Raw genomic sequence first — 20,984 nt, 5'->3', positions numbered from 1 at the left:
CTTTTGTTCATCCGGTCTCACGTGTCAATGGGTCCGCACACCCGGCCTGATCTCGATCCGTACGCTGCTGTCGTCCTCGATGACGTAGACGGGGTCGGTGCTGCGGTCCCAGTGCACGGGCAGCAGGTAGTAGCGGTGCCCGCGCTCGACGAGCAGGCGCAGCCCCTCGTAGCGGTACCGGTAGTGGGCCCCCTTGCCGAGGTCGACGCCCCGGGGCCCCGGTGGCGCGATCGACAGCCGGTCGGTGCTCAGGATCACCACGGAGGGGCGGCGCACGATCAGCGCCGCGTCGGCCCGGGCGTCCTGCCGGCCGAGCTGCCCCGCCACCAGGGCGACGACCCAGATGAGGAAGAGGCCCGCCACGAGCAGCGACACGGCCCTCTCCCACGCCGTGCGGGGCCCCGCCGCGGGCACCTGCCCGAGCAGCAGCCCGCCCGCGACGAGCAGCGGCGCCGTCCATCCGTAGGGCTGGATCCACCGCCAGGCGAGCAGCAGCCCGGCGCCCGCGGCGACCGGCACGAGATGGGCGCGGGCCGTGGCGCGCCCCGCGCCGACGACCCGCTCGACGTGGCGTGCGGGCACCCGGAACACGGTCAGCAGCCGGGGCACCGCGGGCACGAGCAGGGTCAGCGTGAGCACTTCGAGGACGGGCAGCGTGGCCAGGCGCAGGCTGCGCATGACGAGCTCGAAGGGGTCGAAGCCGACGGCGAACGTGTCGAGGCGGAAGTGCCCGAAGTAGGCGTTGGTGTAGATGTAGCCCGCGTACAGCATGAGCCCGGCGATGAACGACCCTGCTCCAGCAACGGAGTTGAGGAGTTCGAAGCGGATGCCGCGCCCCGCCCGGGGTGACGCCGGAGGCGTGGGCGGCACCCGGGGCGGATACGGCGGGGGCGGCGGGACGAGTCCGCTCACGGCGCCGGCACGGACTCCGACGGCACGGACTCCGGCGGCAGCGAATCGGGCGCCGTCGGGGTCGTGCTCTGCGGCGACGGCGGGCAGAACTCGCCCGGGGTCACCGACGGGTCCCAGCAGTCATTCGGCGTGGGCGGTTCGCTTCCGGAGACGCCCGGCCCCGGCGTGATCGGCGGCCCCGTGTCGGTGGGCGGCGGCTGGACCGACGGGACACCGGGGTCCCCGCCACCGCCACCGGCGCTGTCACCGGTGCTGCCCCCGCCTCCTTGCCCGCCGTTGCCCGCCGCGCTCGTGAAGCCCGGGCCCGCACCGGTCAGCCCCGGCCCCGGCTGCGATCCGCCGACCGACCCCGCGCCACCGACGCCGCCACCGACGCCCCCGCCGGAACCGCCCGATCCCGCGCCGCCGCCGGAGCATCCGGCCACCGCGAACGCCGTCACCGCGGCCGCGCACACGACCGCGTACCGGACCGCGCGTTGAGCCCGCCTCCCCATGAGCTTCTCCCCCGTGCCCCCGTCGCCCGATACCCCCTCGGGCTCCTGGACGGCAGGTTCCCACCGGTAACGCGGCCAGGTACACATACCGGCGGCAAGACCCTCAAAAGTGAGGGGTGCGGAAGGACCGGGAGGAGGGAGGGGAGAAAACGGAGGTGCCCGGAACCGGACTTGAACCGGTACGCCCGCGAAGGGCAGCGAGGTTTAAGCTCGCCGTGTCTGCATTCCACCATCCGGGCAGGCTGTGGGGCTCCGCGTCGACCTTCCGAGCCTATCCGGCGGCATCCCCCGATCAGCGGAACAACAGCCCGATGTTGTCTTATTTTATTGACGTCTGAGGGTGCATCAGCCCACGACAGTGGCCATACGCACTTGCCGGACGCCCTTCCACGCGCGCGTGCCCGTCACTGCGGATTGACGGAATTTCACCTGCCGCCGCGGCCCCCTGCACGACGCCGCCCTCTCAGGGTCCCGTGTCATCCCCAGGTATGACGCGGGCTCCCCCGGTCCGACCGAAGTCGCCCCCCGGAACGAGAACTGCGGCTGACTTCACGGTCCCGATCTGCCACGACGATGGAACGGTCCCCAGCAGGCAGTCCCGCACGAGCCCGCATCCGTCCCGTACCGACAGGAGCACCCTCCCGTGACCACCACCCCTCTCGCCGGCCGCACCACCACCGCGGCCGCCCGCGCCACGGAGCTCTCCAAGGTCTACGGACAGGGCGAGACGCAGGTGGTCGCCCTGGACCGGGTCACCGTCGAGTTCCGGCAGGCCGAGTTCACCGCGATCATGGGTCCGTCCGGATCCGGCAAGTCGACCTTGATGCACTGTGTGGCGGGCCTGGACACGTTCTCGTCCGGCTCTGTACGGATCGGCGAGACCGAGCTCGGCTCCCTCAAGGACAAGCAGCTGACCAAGCTCCGCCGGGACAAGATCGGCTTCATCTTCCAGGCGTTCAACCTGCTGCCGACGCTGACCGCCCTGGAGAACATCACGCTGCCCATGGACATCGCGGGCCGCAAGGCCGACAAGCAGTGGCTGGACAACGTGATCCAGATGGTGGGCCTGTCCGGGCGCCTCGGCCACCGGCCCTCGCAGCTCTCCGGCGGCCAGCAGCAGCGCGTCGCCGTGGCCCGCGCGCTCGCCTCCAAGCCCGACATCATCTTCGGCGACGAGCCCACCGGAAACCTCGACTCCCGCTCCGGCGCGGAGGTCCTCGGCTTCCTGCGCAACTCCGTGCGGGAGCTCGGCCAGACCGTCGTCATGGTGACCCACGACCCGGTCGCGGCCGCGTACGCGGACCGCGTGGTCTTCCTGGCCGACGGCCGGATCGTGGACGAGATGTACGAGCCGTCGGCGGACTCGGTCCTGGACCGCATGAAGCAGTTCGACGCGAAGGGCCGCACCAGCTGACCCCGCACCCGCTGTCCGAGCTCGATGTGGCCCGCCTGAACTCACACCTGGACTGAGTAGAAGCCCATGTTCAAAACAGCCCTGCGCAACGTCTTCGCGCACAAGGCCCGCCTCCTGATGACCGTGCTCGCCGTCATGCTCGGCGTCGCCTTCGTCAGCGGCACCCTCGTCTTCACCAACACCATCTCCTCCGCCCTGGAGAAGTCGTCCTCCAAGGGCTTCGACCACGTCGACGTGGCCCTCACCCCCGGCTCCACCAAGGCCGAGGGCGACAAGGTCGCCAAGGACACGAAGCTCTCCGACGCCACCCTGAAGAAGGCCGCGGGCACGGACGGCGCCGCCTCCGCGTACGGCGTGGTCAGCGGGTACGCGGCCGTCGCCGACCAGGACGGCAAGCTCGTCGGCAACGGCTTCTCGACCAAGGGCGGCAACTACTGGGGCGCCGCCGGCAAGCCGGACTCCCGGTACCCGCTGACCAAGGGCACCGCGCCGCACGGCAGGAGCGAGGTGGCCCTCGATGCCGAGACCGCCGAGCGCGCCGGGTACAAGGTCGGCGACCGGGTGCGGATGTCCATCGACGGGCCCGTGCTGACCCCGACCCTGACCGGCATCTTCACCACCGACGACGGCAACGTCGCGGCGGGCGGCTCCCTCGCCCTGTTCGACACGGCGACCGCGCAGCAGCTCTTCCACAAGCAGGGCGCGTACGACGAGATCGACGTGACGGCGGCCGCGGGCACCAGCCAGGACCAGCTGAAGCAGAACCTCGACAAGGCCCTCGCCGGCAGCCACGTCGACACCGACACCGGCAAGCAGCTCGCCGACGACCAGGCCGCGACGATCTCGTCGGAGATGAGCTCCATGAAGACGATGCTGCTCGTCTTCGCGGGCATCGCGCTCTTCGTCGGCGTCTTCATCATCGCCAACACCTTCACGATGCTGGTCGCCCAGCGCACCAAGGAGCTCGCGCTGCTGCGGGCCGTCGGTGCCTCGCGCCGCCAGGTCACGCGCTCCGTGCTCCTCGAGGCGTTCTTCGTGGGCGCCGTCGCCGCCGTCACCGGTCTGGGCGTCGGCATCGGCATCGGCGCGGGCATGCGTGCGCTGATGAACGGGACGGGCGCGATCATCCCGGACGGGCCGCTGGTCGTCTCCCCCGGCACCGTCGTCTCGGCGCTCGTCGTCGGCGTCGTCATCACGATGCTGGCCGCCTGGCTGCCGGGCCGCCGCGCCGCGAAGATCCCGCCGGTCGCCGCGATGAACGCGGTGCACGCCGCCGCGACCACCAAGTCGCTGATCGTGCGCAACACGCTCGGCTCGCTCGTCTCGGCCGCCGGCATCGCCGCCGTGCTCGCCGCGACCACCATGAGCGGCGACAGCGGCCAGCTGCCGATGGGCCTGGGCGCAGCCCTCCTCGTCATCGGCGTCTTCATCCTGACGCCGCTGCTTTCGCGCCCGCTGATCGCCGCCGCGGCCCCGCTGCTGCGCGCGTTCGGCATCTCCGGCAAGCTGGCCCGCCTGAACTCGGTGCGCAACCCGCGCCGCACCGCCGCCACCGCCTCGGCCCTGATGATCGGCCTCACTCTGATCACCGGCCTGACGGTCATCGCGGGCAGCGTCCAGTCGGCGATCAACAAGATGGCCGCCGACTCCCTCAAGGCGGACTACGTCGTCTCGATGGCGAACGGCAACCCGCTCTCCCCCGACGTCCTGAAGACCCTCGACACGACGGACGGCGTCACCGCCACCAGCGGCCTGTCCAACTCGCCCTCCCGCATCGGCGGCGAGACCGAGTACCTGACGGGCGTCAACGGCAAGACGATCGGACAGCTCGCCGAACTGCCCATGGACAGCGGCAGGTTCAGTGTCACCGGCAGTGACGTCGTCGTCGACGACAAGACCGCGGAGGACCACGGCTGGCGGACCGGCTCGACGTTCACCGCGCACTACGAGGACGGCAAGAAGCAGCAGCTGACCGTCGCGGGCGTCTACGAGGGCAACGAGATGATGCGCGGCATCATGATCGACGCCCCGACCCTGAACCCGCACATCACCGACGACGCCGTCACCGACATGCAGGTCATGGTGAAGACGTCCGGCGGCACCTCGGACGCCACCAAGGACAAGCTGACGAAGGCGCTCGGCGACAACCCGGCGGTCAAGGTCCAGGACCGCCAGGACCTCTCCAACGAGATCGCCCAGATGTTCACGCTGATGCTGAACATGCTCTACGGCCTGCTCGCCATGGCGGTCATCGTCGCCGTCCTCGGCGTCATCAACACCCTCGCCATGTCGGTCTTCGAGCGCCAGCAGGAGATCGGGATGCTCCGCGCGATCGGCATCGACCGCAAGGGCATCAAGCGGATGGTCCGCCTGGAGTCGCTGGTCATCTCGCTCTTCGGCGGCGTGCTCGGCATCGGCCTCGGCGTCTTCTTCGGCTGGGCGGCAGGCCAGCTCATCGGCAACGCGATGTCGACGTACTCGCTGATCCTGCCCTGGGGCCGGATGGGGATCTTCCTCGCGCTCGCCGCGGTCGTCGGCATCCTGGCAGCCCTGTGGCCGGCCCGCCGCGCGGCCCGCCTGAACATGCTCGCGGCGATCAAGTCCGAGTAGCACAGGGGCAGTTACGTGGACGGGGGCGCCCGGTGATGTGATCACCGGGCGCCCCCGTCGGCGTACACGCAAGGGCGTCAGTTCCAGGTGCGCGCCCGCAGCGGCATCCCCGACGCCCCGCTCACCGGCGTCTTCACGGCCAGGATCTGGTTGACCCCGATGCGGTTGCGCTCGAAGCTCAGCGCGGAGGCGGCCATGTAGAGGCGCCAGATGCGGGCCCTGCCGGGGCTGACCAGCTTCACGGCCTCCTGCCGGCGGGCCTCCAGGTTGCGGACCCACTGGCGCAGCGTCAGCGCGTAGTGCTCGCGGATCGCCTCCACGTCGCGCACCTCGAACCCGGCCCGCTCGAGCAGCCCCGCGGTGTTGCCGACCGGCGCCAGCTCCCCGTCGGGGAAGACGTACGCGTCGATGAACTCGTCGACCTCGTACGTCGATTCGTCCTCCTGGGGCCGCCGCGCGATCTGGTGGTTGAGCAGCCGCCCGCCGGGCTTCAGGAGCGCGTACAGGTCGCTCGCGTACTCCAAGTACCGCTCGGATCCCACGTGTTCGGCCATCCCGATGGAGGAGATCGCGTCGTACGGGCCGTCGCGCACGTCGCGGTAGTCCTGTACGCGGATCTCGATCCGGTCGGTCAGGCCCTCGTCGGCGACGCGCTTCCTGGCGTACGCGGCCTGCTCCTGGGACAGCGTCACGCCGACGACGCTCACGCCGTGCTCACGGGCGGCGTGGATGGCCATGGAGCCCCAGCCGCAGCCCACGTCGAGCAGGCGCATGCCGGGCCTCAGGCCGAGCTTGCGGGAGACGAGCTCCAGCTTGTCGCGCTGGGCGGACTCCAGCGTCGCGTCGGGCGACTCCCAGTACGCGCACGAGTAGACCATCGAAGGTCCGAGGACCAGCTCGTAGAAGTCGTTGCCGACGTCGTAGTGGTGGCTGATGGCCTGCCGGTCGCTGCCCTTGGTGTGCAGGTGGAGGCGCCCCTTGCGGCGCATCTCCTCGGCGGGCGGGGCGGGCGGCGGGTACGGTCCCGCCAGCTTGACCAGCTCGCGCACGGCGGCCCGCACCTGCGGGTCCTTCAGCGCCTCGGCCAGGCTCCTGCGCTCGTCCTCGGGGCGTTCCCAGATCAGGCCCGCCATCGCGTCGAGCACCTCGTACAGGTCGCCCTCGACGTCCAGGTCCCCGGCGACCCAGGCGCGGGCCAGGCCCAGCTCGCCCGGCTTCCACAGCAGCCGGCGCAGGGCGCGACGGTTGCGTACGACGAGGGTGGGGGCGTCGGGCGGGCCGTCCTCCGAGCCGTCCCACGCACGCAGGCGCACGGGGAGTTCGGCACCGAGCAGCCGCTCGGTCAGGTTCTTCAGCCGCTGTGCGGCGTCGGGCATGGCGCACACCTCCGAAATGGGAGCGATCCCGGAACGGTCCAACACCACGTAAACACCAATGGGGCGCCACCGCAGTCCCGTTCGTGCGTCACGGATGGGCAAAATACATGTAGCCAGCATGTAAATCGGTGCGGGAACGCCCGTACAGGAACGCCCGAAGGGGCCACTCGCACCACGGATGGCGAGCGGCCCCTTCGGGCGTACGGCTACGGCCGGATCAGGAGGCCTTGGACCAGGAGGGGATCAGGAGGGGATCAGGAGGCCTTGGCCTTCTCCCCGACCTTCTCCTCCGCCTTGGGGGCGGTCGGAGCGGGCGCCGGCTTGGCGGCCTCGTAGAACTCCTCGCGCGGAGTCTCCAGGGCGCCGAGCGCGGTGATGTCGCGCTTCTGGAACATGTTGATCGTCCACTCGGCGATCACCCGGATCTTGCGGTTGTACGTCGGCATCGCCATGCCGTGGTAGCCACGGTGCATGTACCAGGCGAGACGGCCCTTGAGCTTGATCTTCATCTTGCCCATGACGATCATCGCGACGCCCTTGTGCAGGCCGAGACCGGCGACCGCACCCTTGTTGGCGTGCTTGTAGTCCTGCTGCGGGAAGCCCCGCATGCCGGAGACCACGTTGTCACCGAGGACCTTGGCCTGGCGCATGGCGTGCTGCGCGTTCGGCGGGCACCAGGCGTTCGGGTTGCCGTTGGCACGGCCGACCAGGTCCGGGACCTGGGCGTTGTCGCCCGCGGCCCAGATGTAGTCGGTGCCCTGCACCTGGAGCTTCTCGCTGGTGTCCACGTGGCCGCGCGGGCCGAGCGGGAGACCGAAGCGGGCGAGCGCCGGGTTCGGCTTGACGCCGGCCGTCCACACGATGGTGTTGGAGTCGGCCTCGAGACCGTTGCTGAGCACGACGTGACCGTCGACGCAGGACGGCATCGTCGTCGAGAGGTAGACCTCGATCCCGCGGGACTCCAGGTGCTTGCGGCCGTACTGGCCGAGCTCCGGGCCCACCTCGGGCAGCACCTTGTCGGCGGCGTCGACCAGGATGAAGCGCATGTCCTCGCGCTTCACGTTCTTGTAGAACTTGGCCGCGTCGCGCGCCAGGTCCTCGACCTCGCCGATCGTCTCGGCGCCCGCGAAGCCGCCACCGACGAAGACGAAGGTGAGCGCCTTGCGGCGGATCTCCTCGTCCGTCGTGGACTCGGCCTTGTCGAGCTGCTCGAGGACGTGGTTGCGCAGGCCGATGGCCTCCTCGACGCCCTTCATACCGATGCCGACCTCGGCGAGGCCCGGCGTCGGGAAGGTGCGGGAGACCGCGCCGAGCGCGATCACCAGGTAGTCGAAGGGCACCTCGTACGCCTCGCCGACGAGCGGGGCGACCGTGGCGACCTTGCGGTCCTGGTCGATGGTGGTGACGCGGCCGGTGAGAATCTCGGCTCCCGGCACAGCGCGTCGCAGCGGGACGACGACGTTGCGCGGCGAGATGCTGCCGGCGGCGGTCTCGGGGAGGAAGGGCTGGTACGTCATGTACGAGCGCGGGTCGACGACCGTGACGGTCGCTTCCGCGTAACGCATCTTCTTCAGGATGCGTCGCGCCGCGTACAGGCCTACGTACCCACCCCCGACAATGAGGATCCTGGGACGCTCCGTGGTGCTCATGCCATCGAGTATCCACCCGACTGGAGGGGGTCGCTCGTGCGCCCCTTCACAAGGTCGGGTGGGGCCTCTGCTACACTTCGCCGCCCACGTGACCCATGTCATGGTCCGTGAAGGGAACCACGATGCGGCGCCAGTCGTTGCTCACCCCTCTTGAGCAGCCACAGTGAGCATTCGGCAGCACTGGACCACTCCCCGCCGTCATGTGCGCGCAACGTCCACGAAACCTCGTAAACCCCACGCGCCAGTGTCCTGCGGCACCCCTGGACGGGCCCAAGGCCCTGTAACGGCGCCCAATGGGACCGAATTCCTTGTGAAGAACTTCACGAACTTTCCCGACGGGGTGTCGTGGAGGCGTTCCCAGAGGGCCTTCAGGGCGCTCAGGCGGGGCCCGGGGCGCTCATGGGATCACCACTCCGAGCAGGCAGAGCACCGCCAGCACGCCGAAGCCGATGCCCCAGCCGGTGGCGTCGCCGCCGGTTGCCAGCAGGATCCAGGCGAGGACGCCGAACAGCAGGAAGCCGAAGCCCCCGTCGCCCCGCTCCTTGCGTCGTTCCCGGCGCCTCTTCGCGTCCTGCGCCGCCCACTCCGCCTGCTGCCGGGCCCGGTACTGGGCGCGGAACGCCTGCTCTTCCGGGTCGGCGGCAGCCTTCTCGGTCCAGTGCATGTTCACGTCCCCGTGCACCGAACCGAACTGGCCGACCGGCCCGTTCACGTTCCCCGAGACGTCGTTGTTCACGTCCCATCGCTCACCATCGGGCTCACGCCCGCGCTTGTCCCCCATACCGGAGAAGGTAGGACAGGCCGATCCCAGGTGTCATCCAACTGATCTGCGGGACAAGGGAGTTGACCGAATCAGGCGAGGGACCACGCGATCCCGTCGAGGATGTCGTGCTCGCTGACGACGACCTCGCTCGCGCCGATCCACTCCATGATCAGACGCAGCACGAGGGCACCCGAGGCGATCACGTCGACGCGGCCCGGGTGGATGACCGGCTCCAGGGCGCGCTGGTCGTGCGTGGAGGCCACGAGCCAGTCCGTCAGCCCGGCCACCTTCTCGAAGGGGATGCGGGAGTGGTGGATCGCCGTGGAGTCGTACGCGTCGAGGCCGAGCGCGAGCGCCGCCACCGTCGTCACCGAGCCGGCCAGACCGACCAGGGTGCGGGCGTCGAGGATCGGGACGACCTGCGTGACCTTGTCGAGGGCCTCGGCGATGTCGGCGCGGATCGCCTCGATCTGGGCGGGGGTCGGCGGGTCGCTGACGGTGCCGTCCTCGGCCACCAGATGGCGCTCCGTCATGCGTACGCAGCCGATGTCGACGGAGAGGGCGCCGCGGACGGTGTCGTCGCCGACCACGAACTCGGTCGAGCCGCCGCCGATGTCGACGACCAGGTAGGGCTTCTCCAGGTCCGCCCGGCCTGTCAGTTCCTTCGTCGCACCGGCGAACGACAGCTGCGCCTCCTCGTCGCCCGTGATCACCTCGGGCTCGACACCCAGGATGTCGAGGACGCCGCGGACGAACTCGTCCCGGTTCTCCGCGTCGCGGGACGCCGAGGTCGCCACGAAGCGGAGCGTCTCGGCCCCGTGCTCCTTGATCACCGCGGCGTACTCGCGGCACGCGGCGAAGGTGCGCTCCAGGGCCTCGGGGGCGAGCCGGCCGGTCTTGTCGACGCCCTGGCCGAGCCGGACGATCGTCATCCGGCGGTCCAGGTCGACGAGCTCACCGGTCTCGGGGTTCGCGTCCGCGACGAGGAGGCGGATGGAGTTCGTACCGCAGTCGATGGCGGCGACGCGGGTCACTCGGCCACCTCCGCCTCGCCGCACGGCGTCACGCACGCGCCCTTCTTCCACCACTCCGGGAGCATCGCGATGGCCTCGTCGCCGAGGGGGTTCACGCCGGGGCCCGCCGCCAGGGAGTGGCCCACCAGGACGTGCAGGCACTTCACGCGGTCCGGCATGCCGCCCGCGCTGGGGAAGCCCTCCAGGACCTCGATGGCGTCACGGCGGGCGATGTAGTCCTCGTGGGCCGCGCGGTACTTCGCCGCCAGGTCCTCGTCCGTCTTGAGGCGCTCCGTCATCTCCTTCATGACGCCGTTCGCCTCGAGCGTGCCGATGGCGGAGGCCGCCCGCGGGCACGTCAGGTAGTACGTCGTCGGGAACGGCGTGCCGTCCTCCAGGCGCGGGGCCGTCTCGACCACGTCCGGGTTGCCGCAGGGGCAGCGGTGCGCGATGGCCCGCAGGCCGCGCGGCGGGCGGCCGAGCTGCTCCTTGAACGCGTGGATGTCGGCGTCCGTGGGCGCGGTGGACTCGGTCTGGGGCGGGGGAGTTTCCATGGCTGTTCTCGGGTGTCTTTCGTGTCAGTTCAGTTGTTCAGTTGTCCGCAGTTCAGTTGTCTGCAGTTCAGCTGTCTGCTGCTCAGTTGTCTGCTGTTCAGTCGTCCGAGGCCTGGTCGGCCTTGTCGACGCCGTCCCAGACGTTCGCGTACCAGGGGCGGTCGGCGGCGCCCTGCTCCGCGCGGCCGGACGCGGTGGCGCGCGGGTCGGGCACCACGAACCCGGTCTCGCCCGGCATCACCATGTGCAGGCGCTCCCGGATCCGCTGCTCCGCGTAGGAGTCGTCCTGCCAGCGGGCCTTCTCGTCGCGGAGCCGGTCGACCCGCTCCTTGGCCTCCTGCTGCTGCCGCTGGAGGTCCGCGATCTCGCCGCGCTGGGAGACGTACTGCCTTATGGGATAGGCGAGCGCGACGACCAGGGTGCACAGGACGAGGGCGAGGAGCGCCGCGCGGCCCGTGAGGCGGGAGCGGCGGGCCTGGCGCTTGTTCTGCGAGCGGTAGACGCGCTCGGCGGTCTGCTCGCCGAGCAGGCGCAGGCGGGTGGCCGTGGAGAAGCGGTCTTTGGAGTCCCTGTCACGGACCTTGCCCGGCATCGCGTCTCTCCGCCTCCCCTGCCTCACGTACGTACGTCCCCGCACACGGTACGGGACCGAGTGCGGGGACGTACGTAACTACCTTCCGTCAGAAGGTTCAGCCCTTGAAGCGGGGAAATGCGCTGCGACCGGCGTAGACCGCCGCGTCGTCCAGGATCTCCTCGATGCGCAGGAGCTGGTTGTACTTGGCGACGCGCTCGGAGCGGGCCGGGGCGCCGGTCTTGATCTGGCCGCAGTTCGTGGCGACGGCGAGGTCGGCGATGGTGACGTCCTCGGTCTCGCCGGAGCGGTGCGACATCATGCACTTGAAGCCGTTGCGCTGGGCCAGCTCGACGGCGTCCAGGGTCTCGGTCAGCGAGCCGATCTGGTTCACCTTCACCAGGAGGGCGTTCGCCGAGTTCTCCTCGATGCCGCGGGCCAGGCGCTCCGGGTTGGTGACGAAGAGGTCGTCGCCGACGAGCTGGACCTTGTCGCCCAGCTTCTCGGTGATGACGTTCCAGCCGGCCCAGTCGTCCTCGTACAGCGGGTCCTCGATGGAGACGAGCGGGTACGCGGAGACGAGCTCCTCGTAGTACTCCGTCATCTCGGCGGCGGAGCGCTCCTTGCCCTCGAACTGGTACTTGCCGTCCTTGTAGAACTCGGAGGCGGCGACGTCGAGCGCCAGGGCGACCTGCTCGCCCGGGACGTAACCGGCCTGCTTGATGGCCTCGACGATGAGGTCGAGGGCGGCGCGGTTGGAGTCCAGGTTCGGGGCGAAGCCGCCCTCGTCGCCGAGGCCGGTGGACAGGCCCTTGCTCTTCAGGACGGACTTGAGGGTGTGGTAGACCTCGGTGCCCCAGCGCAGGGCCTCGGAGAAGGACTCCGCGCCGATCGGGGCGATCATGAACTCCTGGATGTCGACGTTGGAGTCGGCGTGCGACCCACCGTTCAGGATGTTCATCATCGGGACGGGCAGCAGGTGCGCGTTCGGACCGCCGAGGTAGCGGAACAGCGGCAGGTCGCTGGCCTCGGAGGCGGCGTGCGCGACGGCGAGGGAGACGCCGAGGATGGCGTTGGCGCCGAGCGAGCCCTTGTTGTCGGTGGCGTCCAGGTCGAACATCGCCTGGTCGATCAGGCGCTGCTCGGTGGCGTCGTAGCCGACGAGCTCCGGGCCGATCTGCTCGATGACGGCGAGGACGGCCTTCTCGACGCCCTTGCCCTGGTAACGGTTGGGGTCACCGTCACGGAGTTCGATGGCCTCGAAGGCACCGGTGGAGGCGCCCGACGGGACGGCAGCACGACCCGTGCTGCCGTCGTCGAGGCCGACCTCGACCTCGACCGTGGGGTTGCCTCGGGAGTCCAGGATTTCCCGGGCTACGACGACGTCGATGGACGGCACGAGCATCTCCTTCTGGGATGTGACGCAACTGGGCGGGACGCCTAGGTGACGCAGTCCCGCATTCATGAGCCTAACCGGCTCCCGGGCATCGGCCATCCGAACGCCCGCCCTGTGGGACACGCCGAGAGCGAAATGTTTCTTAACGGAACAAAGACGGGGGCCTCCGGCCGGCGCGGGGTGGGCCATCGGCCCTGGTGGGCGCGGTCCATTGGGCCTGTGCGGGTCGGCGGGGAAGGCTGCGCGGAGCGCATGCCTTCAGGGGCGCGGGGAACTGCGCGAAGCAGGACCACCGGGCCGCGGTCGGCGGACGAGAGAAGCCCCCACCCCGGTTTCCGGGATGGGGGCTCCCCAAGATGAGCGGCCCGTGGGGACGGGGTTACCAGCGGAGCGGTTCGGCGTCCGCCGAGGCCGAGCGCGCTCCTGTACAACCGCGGCTTACTTCAGGTGCAGCTGCTGACCCGGGTAGATCAGGTCCGCGTCGCTGACGATGTCCTTGTTCAGCTTGAAGAGCTTCTGCCAGGTGGTGCCGTGCGCCTCGGCGATCTTGCTGAGGGTGTCGCCGGACTTCACCTTGTACTCGCCGTCACCCTTCTTGACCTTCTTGCCGGTCGGGGTGGTGACGGTCGCGCGCTTCTCGGAGCGCGTGGTGGTCGAGGACTCCGAGCGCTGCTGCTTCGGCTGGGCCTGCTGCTTGGGCTGGCTCTGCTGCTGCGGCTGCTGCTGGGTCTCGGCGGCCGGGGCGGAGTTGCCCGTGGAGGCGCCGGACAGGCCCACGCCACAGCTCGGCCAGGCGCCCTTGCCCTGGGAGGCGAGGACCTTCTCGGCGACGGCTATCTGCTGCGCCTTGGAGGCCTGGTTGGCCGTGGAGGCGTAGGCGGTGCCGCCGTACGCGGCCCAGGTGGAGGCCGAGAACTGCAGGCCGCCGTAGTAGCCGTTGCCGGTGTTGATCGACCAGTTGCCGCCGGACTCGCAGGAGGCGACCTGGTCCCACTCGGAGGTGGTGGCGGCGGAGGCGCCGGTGGCACCCATGAGCGGCACGGCGACGGCGGCACCGGTGACACCGGCGAGCGTGGCGACACGGACGGCCTTGGACGGGCGGCGGTGCTTGCCCTTGCTGGAGAACAGCATGGAGAGATCCCCTCACCGACGCCTACGAGGTGAGCTGTCGGGTTCGGGCCAGTGAGTGCCCGGCCGCGCATCCTTGTGCGCGGCTTAACCCCAAGCCGTTCCGGTCTCCCGAACGGCACTTACCTGGGTCCCCCGCTCCTGCCTACGGCGCTGACGCGTCGACTGTTCCCGTACGGGCGTCGGCAGGATTCGGCGTGACGTCCATCGGGGCCCGCTGTGGCGAGCGGTCACGACCGTAAGCAGTCGATCCGCCCGATTTCAAAGACGATCAGGGTCTTTGAGACTCATGTCTCACTCGCGCAAAAGTGGACATACGCGCCTCAACTCACCCTGAACTCCCGCTACTTTTCGCCCGATTCGAGCCCAAGATCCAGACTCTGACCAGGAAGGATGAGGTCGGGGTCGGCGCCGACCGTCTTCTTGTTCAGGTCGTACAGCGCGGTCCATCCGCCTTGTACGTCATGGGCGTCGGCGATGTCCCAGAGGTTGTCGCCGGAGCGGACGGTGTAGCTCCCGTCGTCGCGCCGGTCCTCGCGCGAGGCGTGACGCCCTTCTCCCGTACGGGAGTCGGCGGAGCCGGCCGCGTCGTCGGCGGCACGGTCGCCGCGGTGACGGCCGCCGGATTCGGCGGGATCGGAGGAGGGCGCCGGGGTGGCGGACGCGGAGGACTCCGGGTCGGCCGGGGAAGTCGAGCCCTTCTGGCCGGACTTGTCCGAATTGCCGGACGCGTTATCGGCGGGCTCGTCGCTCGCCGCGTTACCGGAGGTATCACCCGAGGCGTCAGCTGACGGGGCGTCCGACGCCGAGTCCGACGCACCGGACTTGCCCGACTTGCCGTGACTCTTCTCATGCGAGGCGTCCGAGCCGTCCGGCGACTCGGACGTGTCGGACACGTCGGACGAACCCGTCGGCTGCGGAGACGCGCTCACGCCCGGGTCCACATCGGCCGAGTCGTCGCTCTTGGTGAGACCCGCGAGGATCGAGCAGCTCGGCCAGGCCTGGGGCCCCTTGGCGTCGAGCACCTTCTCGGCGACGGCTATCTGCTGCGAACGGCTGGCCTCGTCGGCGCGCGGGGCGTAGTCCAGGCCGCCGTACTGCTCCCACATCTCCTGCGAGAACTGCAGCCCGCCGTAATACCCGTTGCCCGCGTCCAGGCTCCACTGGCCGCCGGACTCGCACTCGGCGAGCTTGTCCCACGTCGTGGTCGAGGCGGCGCTCGCGTTGGTCGCGGCGAGCAGCGGGATCGCGATGGCGCTGCCGGTGATGCCGGCGGCGACGACGAGAGCAGGGGCCTGACGGGGGCGACGGTGACGACCGTTCCCGGAGAGCATGCGGTGGCCTTTCGCGAGATTGATGCTGCTACGTGCGACGGGTGGTGCCGGTGGTGCCTCGGAGGCGCCTGTCGCGATGACTGGTGAACGTAGCGGGACTCGAACGCTTGTCACAAGTCGATGCAGCGGAGATCACGTGAAAGTCACAGGTTTGACGAACCGTCAGATCTTTAGGGTCCGCTTAAGGTCTGGACCGGCCCGGGTCAACCGTCCTGACGCGGCGTGAACTCGACCGGCAGCGTGCGCAGTCCACGCATGATGAGGCCGCCGCGCCAGCGCAAATCGGCAGGTTCCCCCGCAAGTCGCAGGTCCGGCAGGCGCGTCAGGAGGGTGGCGAGCGCGGTCTGTCCTTCCAGGCGGGCCAGCGGTGCACCGAGGCAGTAGTGGATGCCGTGGCCGTAGCCCAGGTGCTGGTTGTCGCGGCGCGCGAGGTCGAGGGTGTCGGGCTCGGCGAAGCGCTCGGGGTCGCGGTCCGCCGCCGCGAGCACCACGAGGACCGGGTCGCCGACGGCGATGTCCTGGCCCCCGATGGTGAGGGGCTGGGTCGCGAAGCGCCAGGTCGCCAGTTCCACCGGGCCGTCGAAGCGCAGCAGTTCCTCGACGCCGGTCTCGAGGAGACCGACATCACCTTCTTCGAGGGCCAGTTGGAGGCGTTCGCGTTGCTCGGGGTGGGTCAGCAGGGCGTACGTGCCGTTGCCGATGAGGTTGATGGTCGTCTCGAAACCGGCGAACAGGAGGATGAAGGCCATCGCGGCGGCCTCGTTCTCCGTCAGGTGCTCGCCGTGGTCGGAGGCGCGGATGAGGCCGGAGATCAGGTCGTCACCGGGCTCGTCGCGCTTGCGGTGGATGAGCTCGACCAGATAGTTCCGGATCTTCTTGACCGAGCGGGCGACGCCGCCGCGCGGGCCCCCGCCGTGGCGGATCATCATGCCCGCCCAGTCCCGCAGGTCGTCCTGGTCCTCGCGCGGGACGCCGAGCAGGTCGCAGATGGCGTAGATGGGGAGCGGGAAGGCGAAGTCGTGGATCAGGTCGGCCTCGCCCTTGGCGGCGAACTCGTCGATGAGCCGGTCGGTCAACTCCTGGACGCGAGGGGCGAATTCGGCCACCGTGCGCGGGGTGAACGCCTTCGAGACGAGGCGGCGCAGGCGCGTGTGGTCCGGCGGGTCGATGTTGAGCAGGTGCGTCATCAGCTCGGCCTTGCGCTCGCCCGGGATGCCGGTCTTGCCCTTGGCGTGGCTCGGCTCGTCGTGGTGGTCCGGGTTCTTGCTGAGCCGCTGGTCGGCGAGGGCCTGGCGGGCGTCGGCGTACCGGGTGACCAGCCAGGCCTCGACGCCGCTGGGCAGCGTGGTGCGGTGCACGGGGGCGTGCTCGCGCAGCCAGGCGTAGGCGGGGTACGGGTCGCTGGCGAACTCCCAGGTGAAGAGTTCGGGGGCGGCGGGGGTTTCCTGCGGGGCGGGGCTTTCGGTCACTCCTCGACCGTATCCGGAGCGGCGGGTGGCTCGAACGCGCCGGTGGCCAGGCCCGCGTCGTAGTGGCCTCGGTCGGCGGCCCGCTGCAGCCAGCGGGTGCGGGTGCCGACGCTGGGGTCCGTCGCCATGAGGCCGATGCGATAGGCGGCTTCGGCGTGACCGGCCTCGTCAGCCCGCGCGTAGTACGCGTACGCCTCCTCGCGGTGGCCCTGCCGCTCCTTGAGCAGGCCGAGCGCGGTGGTCGCCGCGGCGTGGCCCGCGTCGGCGGCGCGGGTGAGGAGTTCTTCGGCCTCGGTGTCGTGGTCTCTCTTGTTGTAGAGGAGGACGCCGAGGTAGTAGGCGGCCAGTGGGTCCCCGGCGGCGGCCGCGTGCCGGTACCAGAGTTCGGCCCCGTCCGTGTCGCCCCAGTCGTGCAGGACACCGGCGATGCGCAGGCCCACCAAACGGTTGCCGGCCCGCCACGCCGCGAGGTAGTGCCGCATCGCCTCGGCCTGGCGGCCCGGGGTCCCGGCGATGAGGTCGCCCAGGGAGAGGCCGTGAAGAGGCCTCTTCTCGGCCACCCCGGTGAACAGTTCCTCGGCACGGGTGCGGTAGTGGAGGGCGAGCTTGAGCGCCGACCAGGTCTCGCCCTGCGCGGCGGCCTGCTCCAGGTAGGGGACGGCCTCGTCCGCCCTGCCGTGGCGGAGCAGGCTGCCGCCGAGTGCGGACATGGCGTTCGCCATGCCCGCGTCGGCGGCCTGCCGCAGCAGGCGCTCCGCCTCCGGCCCGAAGGGAAGCAGGCCCGACAGTTCGTACGCGGCCTCCATGTCGCCCGCCTCGGCACGCGGGCGCAGCGTCGCGGCGAGGGTCTCGATCACCGCGCGGTCCTCCGGGGAGTCCGGTGCGGTGTACTCGTACATCTCCCACAGCCGCTCCTCGGAGACCGGCTCCTTCGCGGTCCGCAGCTCTCCCGCCACCAGCGCCCCGTGCGCCCGCCAGGTGTCCGGCTCCGGCCCCGGCATCAGGAAGCCGACGTTGCCGATCCGTTCCTGCACGGCCCACTCTCCGAGGTCGGACGCGCCCAGGTCCCTGAGCAGTTCGGCCGGCACCGCCCCCGCGTACCCGCACCGCGCCACGTCGAGAGCGGCCCGCACGGTCGCGACGCCGTCCGGGTCGGCGTCGCGCGCGCTGAGCCGCTGCCACTCCTCGTACAGCAGATGCCCGAGCGCCAGGTACGCGGCCGGGTTGTTGCCATCGGTCCACAGGTACGCCTCGTACGCGCGCGGGTCCTCCGTCTGCTCGGCCAGGCGCGCGAACTCCGCGTCGCTCCAGGCCCTCGGAAGCTCCACGGTGTGCGCGTGCCCGACGACCCGGTCGCCCGGTGTCGAACCGGTCCTGCGCTCGTAGTACGCGTCGGCGTCCATCGTGGCGAGCACCCGCACGCCGAGCGCCGTCAGACGCCCCAACAGGCCTGGTTCCAGGCCGCGTTCACCGAGGTGCCCCTCGATGTCGTCGAGCCAGAGCAGATACCGGCCGGGGCTCCCCCTGAGCGCGCCGAGCAGCGCGCGCAGATCGGCGCCGCGCTCGGGGGCGTAGAACTGGTACCCGTCCAGGCAGTGCGCCGCGTGCCAGGCGGTGTACGACATTCCGGTGACCGGCTTGCCGAGGAGCAGGACGAGCCCGTTCAGGGTGAGCCGCTCGGCGAGTTCGGCGTCGCGGTCGCGCGGGACGTACGGCGGGATGTCGGGCAGCCCCGGAACGCGCCGGGTGGGGCGCACCCCGAACTCGGCGGGACCGACCTCGTGGACGGGCCGCCAGTCGACTCCGTCGGGGACGGGCCCGAAGTGCTGGTTGAGGGTGCCGATGTGGGCGGCCTGGGTCACGGACTGCTGGGTGCCGCCGCTGATGGTGCTGGTGGTGGTGTAGACCGTGCCGCCCACGGTCCGCTGCGTGGACTCCCCCGTCACACCGGCCGGTACGCCGGCGGGGCGCGCGTCCCCCTGTGCGTCGCCCGGGTCCGGCGCGGTGTCGACCGCCAGGACCCGCAAGAAGCGCTCGCCCGCGGGCGCTTCCGCGCCACAGATCCCGCAGGAGCCGTCGGAAAACCTGTTGAAGGTGTCGCAGTGTCCGCACCGCCAGGCCGCCCGGGTACGGCCCCGGGCACGCGTCGCATAGAGGAAGGAGAGCGCCGACCGGAGCGCCGGCTCGAGCCGCCGGTCCCGGCGCACGGCGTCCGACAGGTCCGCGCACCATGCGGCCTCGGTGACCGCACGGTCCTTCGTGCCGAGCCGGAGACCGGTCGCGTCCCGTTCGAGGGCGAGCTCCACCGCGGCCACGTCGCCCGCCTCCCGGAAGAACTCCAGGAACACGTCCCGGGTCATCGGCCAGGCTCCGGACCCGCCCTCCCCCATCGCGGAGACGAGCACCTTCGCCCCCGAAGCCGCCAGCTCCGCCAACTCCCGCTCCACACAAGCCCCCAGCCCCACGAACCGACCCTGGGGCAACGGTACTAACCCGCGAGCCCCTCAGCGGCCCGAACCGCGTCCCGATAGGCCCGGGCGGCAGCCCTGAGTGCCGCCTCCGGGTCGACCCCGGCCTCCTCCGCGCGCAGGGCGAGTGCCAGGAGTTCGTAGCCGACGCCCTGGCCCGTGGGCAGCGGGACGTCCAGGGCCGCCGTGCGCACGCGCGAGCCGAGCTTCGCCGCGAGGGCGAGAGCGGGCTGGCCGACCGGGACGCCGTCCGTGACCGACTCCCGCTGCTTCTCCTCCGCCTTGGTGCGCAGCCAGTGCTCCTTGACCTCCTCGGGGGTGGAGGCGGTGTCGTCGCCGAAGACGTGCGGGTGGCGGTGGATGAGCTTGGTGACGATGCCGCCCGCGACGTCGTCGATGGAGAACGGCTCCCCCTCGTCGCCCTCGCCGGTCGCCTCCTGGGCGATCCGGGCGTGGAAGACGACCTGGAGCAGCACGTCGCCGAGCTCCTCGCGCAGTTCGTCCCTGTCCCCCGTCTCGATCGCCTCGACCAGTTCGTACGCCTCCTCCAGCGCGTACTTGGCGAGGTCCTCGTGCGTGCGCCGGGACGACCACGGGCATTCGACGCGGATCCGGTCCATGACCTGGACGAGATCGAGCAGCCGGGCGCCCGGCAGGTCGTAGGAGCCGGGGAGCAGCTCCAGGGACGGCATCTGCTCGCGGCCCGAACCGGCGAGGGCGGCGAGGCCGTCGGTGAGGCGGCGGTCGCCCTCGGCGGTGGTGAGCACGACGACGGTGCGGCCGCCGTCGGCGCAGCGGTCGACGAGGTCGCGGGCCGTCGTGGTCACGACGGTGACCTCGACGCCCGCCTCCTTCAGGTACGGCAGCTGCGGGTGCGCGGCGTCGGCGCACAGGACGTCGGCGGCGTCGCGCAGGGTCGCCCACGCCTGCCAGGACAGCAGGCCGGGGGCGACCCGGTGGCTGGTGGTGAGCAGGACGATGCGGCCCGCGGTGTCTGAGTCGTTCACCCGTCGAACGTAACGCAGGCCGCCGACAGTCCTCGTGCCGTCCCCGCCACGACGGGGCTACGCGGTCTGCTGCTGCTCCGCCGACGGCACCGCGGTGACCTGCTTGAGCCACGGCGTCTTGGCGTCGACGCGGCTGCTGTTGGCCACGTCCCACGCTCCGTAGCGCGGGTTCAGGCCGACGTTGAGCTCCTTGGACGCCTTGCCGAGGGCCTTCCAGAAGACGGCCTTGCCCGCTTCGGTCTGCATGTCGGCGCCGAGCGCCGTCGCGAGCTTCTGCGCCTCGATCTCGGTGCGCAGGGACTCGGTGAGCCGCTTCGGCGCGACGCTGTACTGCGCCAGCCAGGCGGTCTCCAACTGCTTGGCGCCGCCCGCCTGTTGCTCCAGGCCGGCCCGCATGTCCTGCATCTCCTTGCGGGTGACCGTGATGCCCTCGTCGGTGGCGGCGCGGTGCAGGACCCGGTCGAGGACCATCGTGTGCAGCGTGTTGCGGGTCAGGCCGCCGGTCTTGGCGATGGCCTGTTCGTACTGCGCGCTGTCGGTGGTGGCAGCCTGCTGTGCGTCCCGCACCTCGTTCACCCGGCTCTCCAGCTGGGAGACCGTGATGCGCTGGCCGCCGACGACGGCCGCGGCGCCGGGGTGGGCCTCGCCTCCGCAGGCGGTGAGGAGGGGGACGGCCACGGCGGCGGACGTGAGCGCGATGGCGGTGCGGCGGCTGTTGCGGCGGTGCAAGGTGGGCCTCCCTGCGGCGAGTTTGTGCGTCGGTGCACAAAGTCCGTGATCGATAGTAGGAGGTGGCCGACTGCTCGGCCACCTATTCGACAACGAT

General features: G+C 70.7%; 17 protein-coding genes, 1 tRNA gene and 1 riboswitch. Of the genes, 2 read left to right on the top strand and 16 right to left on the bottom strand.

The window, feature by feature from the left end; all coding sequences use genetic code 11:
* Positions 1-24: 24 nt before the first annotated feature.
* The 3 genes from ACIBUY_RS28980 to ACIBUY_RS28970 all read right to left on the bottom strand — a co-directional run bounded on the left by ACIBUY_RS28980 (position 25) and on the right by ACIBUY_RS28970 (position 1,645).
* Entirely contained in the window at positions 25-912 is an 888-nt protein-coding gene (locus tag ACIBUY_RS28980; RefSeq protein WP_365566304.1) for a hypothetical protein, read from the bottom strand.
* Positions 909-1,406 carry a hypothetical protein gene (locus ACIBUY_RS28975; RefSeq protein WP_399154194.1) on the bottom strand — a complete coding sequence of 166 codons (498 nt, stop codon included), beginning with the start codon at positions 1,404-1,406 and terminating at the stop codon, positions 909-911. Before ACIBUY_RS28975 ends, ACIBUY_RS28980 begins: the two co-directional genes overlap by 4 nt.
* 156 nt (positions 1,407-1,562) lie before the next feature.
* Positions 1,563-1,645: transfer RNA gene (locus ACIBUY_RS28970), tRNA-Leu, on the bottom strand.
* Between the two features lie 404 nt (positions 1,646-2,049).
* On the opposite strand from ACIBUY_RS28970, the gene ACIBUY_RS28965 reads away from it, so the two are divergent.
* Both ACIBUY_RS28965 and ACIBUY_RS28960 read left to right on the top strand, forming a co-directional pair.
* On the top strand, positions 2,050-2,820 hold the full coding sequence (locus ACIBUY_RS28965; protein WP_365566300.1) for an ABC transporter ATP-binding protein: 771 nt from the start codon (positions 2,050-2,052) through the stop codon (positions 2,818-2,820).
* A gap of 66 nt (positions 2,821-2,886) precedes the next feature.
* Positions 2,887-5,430 (top strand): ABC transporter permease, encoded by a 2,544-nt coding sequence (locus ACIBUY_RS28960; protein WP_399154193.1) that lies wholly within the window; start codon positions 2,887-2,889, stop codon positions 5,428-5,430.
* A 77-nt stretch (positions 5,431-5,507) separates the two neighbouring features.
* Here ACIBUY_RS28960 and ACIBUY_RS28955 read toward each other — a convergent pair whose 3' ends face one another.
* From ACIBUY_RS28955 to ACIBUY_RS28895, 13 genes are all read right to left on the bottom strand, one after another.
* A complete protein-coding gene (locus tag ACIBUY_RS28955) occupies positions 5,508-6,806 on the bottom strand; it encodes a cyclopropane-fatty-acyl-phospholipid synthase family protein (protein ID WP_365566296.1) in 1,299 nt (432 codons plus the stop codon).
* A 254-nt stretch (positions 6,807-7,060) separates the two neighbouring features.
* Positions 7,061-8,455: an NAD(P)/FAD-dependent oxidoreductase gene (locus ACIBUY_RS28950; RefSeq protein ID WP_365566294.1), complete on the bottom strand. Its 1,395-nt coding sequence runs from the start codon at positions 8,453-8,455 to the stop codon at positions 7,061-7,063.
* A gap of 397 nt (positions 8,456-8,852) precedes the next feature.
* Positions 8,853-9,236: a hypothetical protein gene (locus tag ACIBUY_RS28945; RefSeq protein WP_399154192.1), complete on the bottom strand. Its 384-nt coding sequence runs from the start codon at positions 9,234-9,236 to the stop codon at positions 8,853-8,855.
* A gap of 71 nt (positions 9,237-9,307) precedes the next feature.
* Positions 9,308-10,252 (bottom strand): exopolyphosphatase, encoded by a 945-nt coding sequence (locus ACIBUY_RS28940; RefSeq protein WP_399154191.1) that lies wholly within the window; start codon positions 10,250-10,252, stop codon positions 9,308-9,310.
* On the bottom strand, positions 10,249-10,785 hold the full coding sequence (locus tag ACIBUY_RS28935; protein ID WP_365566288.1) for a DUF501 domain-containing protein: 537 nt from the start codon (positions 10,783-10,785) through the stop codon (positions 10,249-10,251). The genes ACIBUY_RS28940 and ACIBUY_RS28935 overlap by 4 nt, the downstream gene beginning before the upstream one ends.
* 97 nt (positions 10,786-10,882) lie before the next feature.
* Complete coding sequence (locus ACIBUY_RS28930) at positions 10,883-11,377, bottom strand: septum formation initiator family protein (protein ID WP_365566287.1); 495 nt, start codon at positions 11,375-11,377, stop codon at positions 10,883-10,885.
* Positions 11,378-11,474: 97 nt separating this feature from the next.
* Complete coding sequence (eno, locus tag ACIBUY_RS28925) at positions 11,475-12,761, bottom strand: phosphopyruvate hydratase (RefSeq protein ID WP_365566285.1); 1,287 nt, start codon at positions 12,759-12,761, stop codon at positions 11,475-11,477.
* A 429-nt stretch (positions 12,762-13,190) separates the two neighbouring features.
* Positions 13,191-13,883, bottom strand: coding sequence for a transglycosylase family protein (locus tag ACIBUY_RS28920; RefSeq protein ID WP_399154190.1), 693 nt, complete (start codon positions 13,881-13,883; stop codon positions 13,191-13,193).
* A gap of 4 nt (positions 13,884-13,887) precedes the next feature.
* Positions 13,888-14,043, bottom strand: a riboswitch (cyclic di-AMP (ydaO/yuaA leader).
* 181 nt (positions 14,044-14,224) lie between these two features.
* Positions 14,225-15,214, bottom strand: coding sequence for a transglycosylase family protein (locus tag ACIBUY_RS28915; RefSeq protein ID WP_399154189.1), 990 nt, complete (start codon positions 15,212-15,214; stop codon positions 14,225-14,227).
* Positions 15,215-15,417: 203 nt separating this feature from the next.
* Complete coding sequence (locus ACIBUY_RS28910; protein WP_399154188.1) at positions 15,418-16,683, bottom strand: cytochrome P450; 1,266 nt, start codon at positions 16,681-16,683, stop codon at positions 15,418-15,420.
* Positions 16,680-19,148 (bottom strand): hypothetical protein, encoded by a 2,469-nt coding sequence (locus ACIBUY_RS28905; RefSeq protein ID WP_399154187.1) that lies wholly within the window; start codon positions 19,146-19,148, stop codon positions 16,680-16,682. The genes ACIBUY_RS28910 and ACIBUY_RS28905 overlap by 4 nt, the downstream gene beginning before the upstream one ends.
* Before the next feature lie 23 nt (positions 19,149-19,171).
* Entirely contained in the window at positions 19,172-20,158 is a 987-nt protein-coding gene (locus tag ACIBUY_RS28900) for a nucleoside triphosphate pyrophosphohydrolase (RefSeq protein WP_399154186.1), read from the bottom strand.
* Positions 20,159-20,215: 57 nt separating this feature from the next.
* Positions 20,216-20,887, bottom strand: coding sequence for a SurA N-terminal domain-containing protein (locus ACIBUY_RS28895; RefSeq protein WP_365566274.1), 672 nt, complete (start codon positions 20,885-20,887; stop codon positions 20,216-20,218).
* Positions 20,888-20,984 lie beyond the last annotated feature (97 nt).

The organism is Streptomyces sp. NPDC050085 (genome assembly GCF_044460595.1).
Classification (GTDB): Bacteria; Actinomycetota; Actinomycetes; order Streptomycetales; family Streptomycetaceae; genus Streptomyces.
This window is presented reverse-complemented; position numbering and strand designations above follow the sequence as displayed.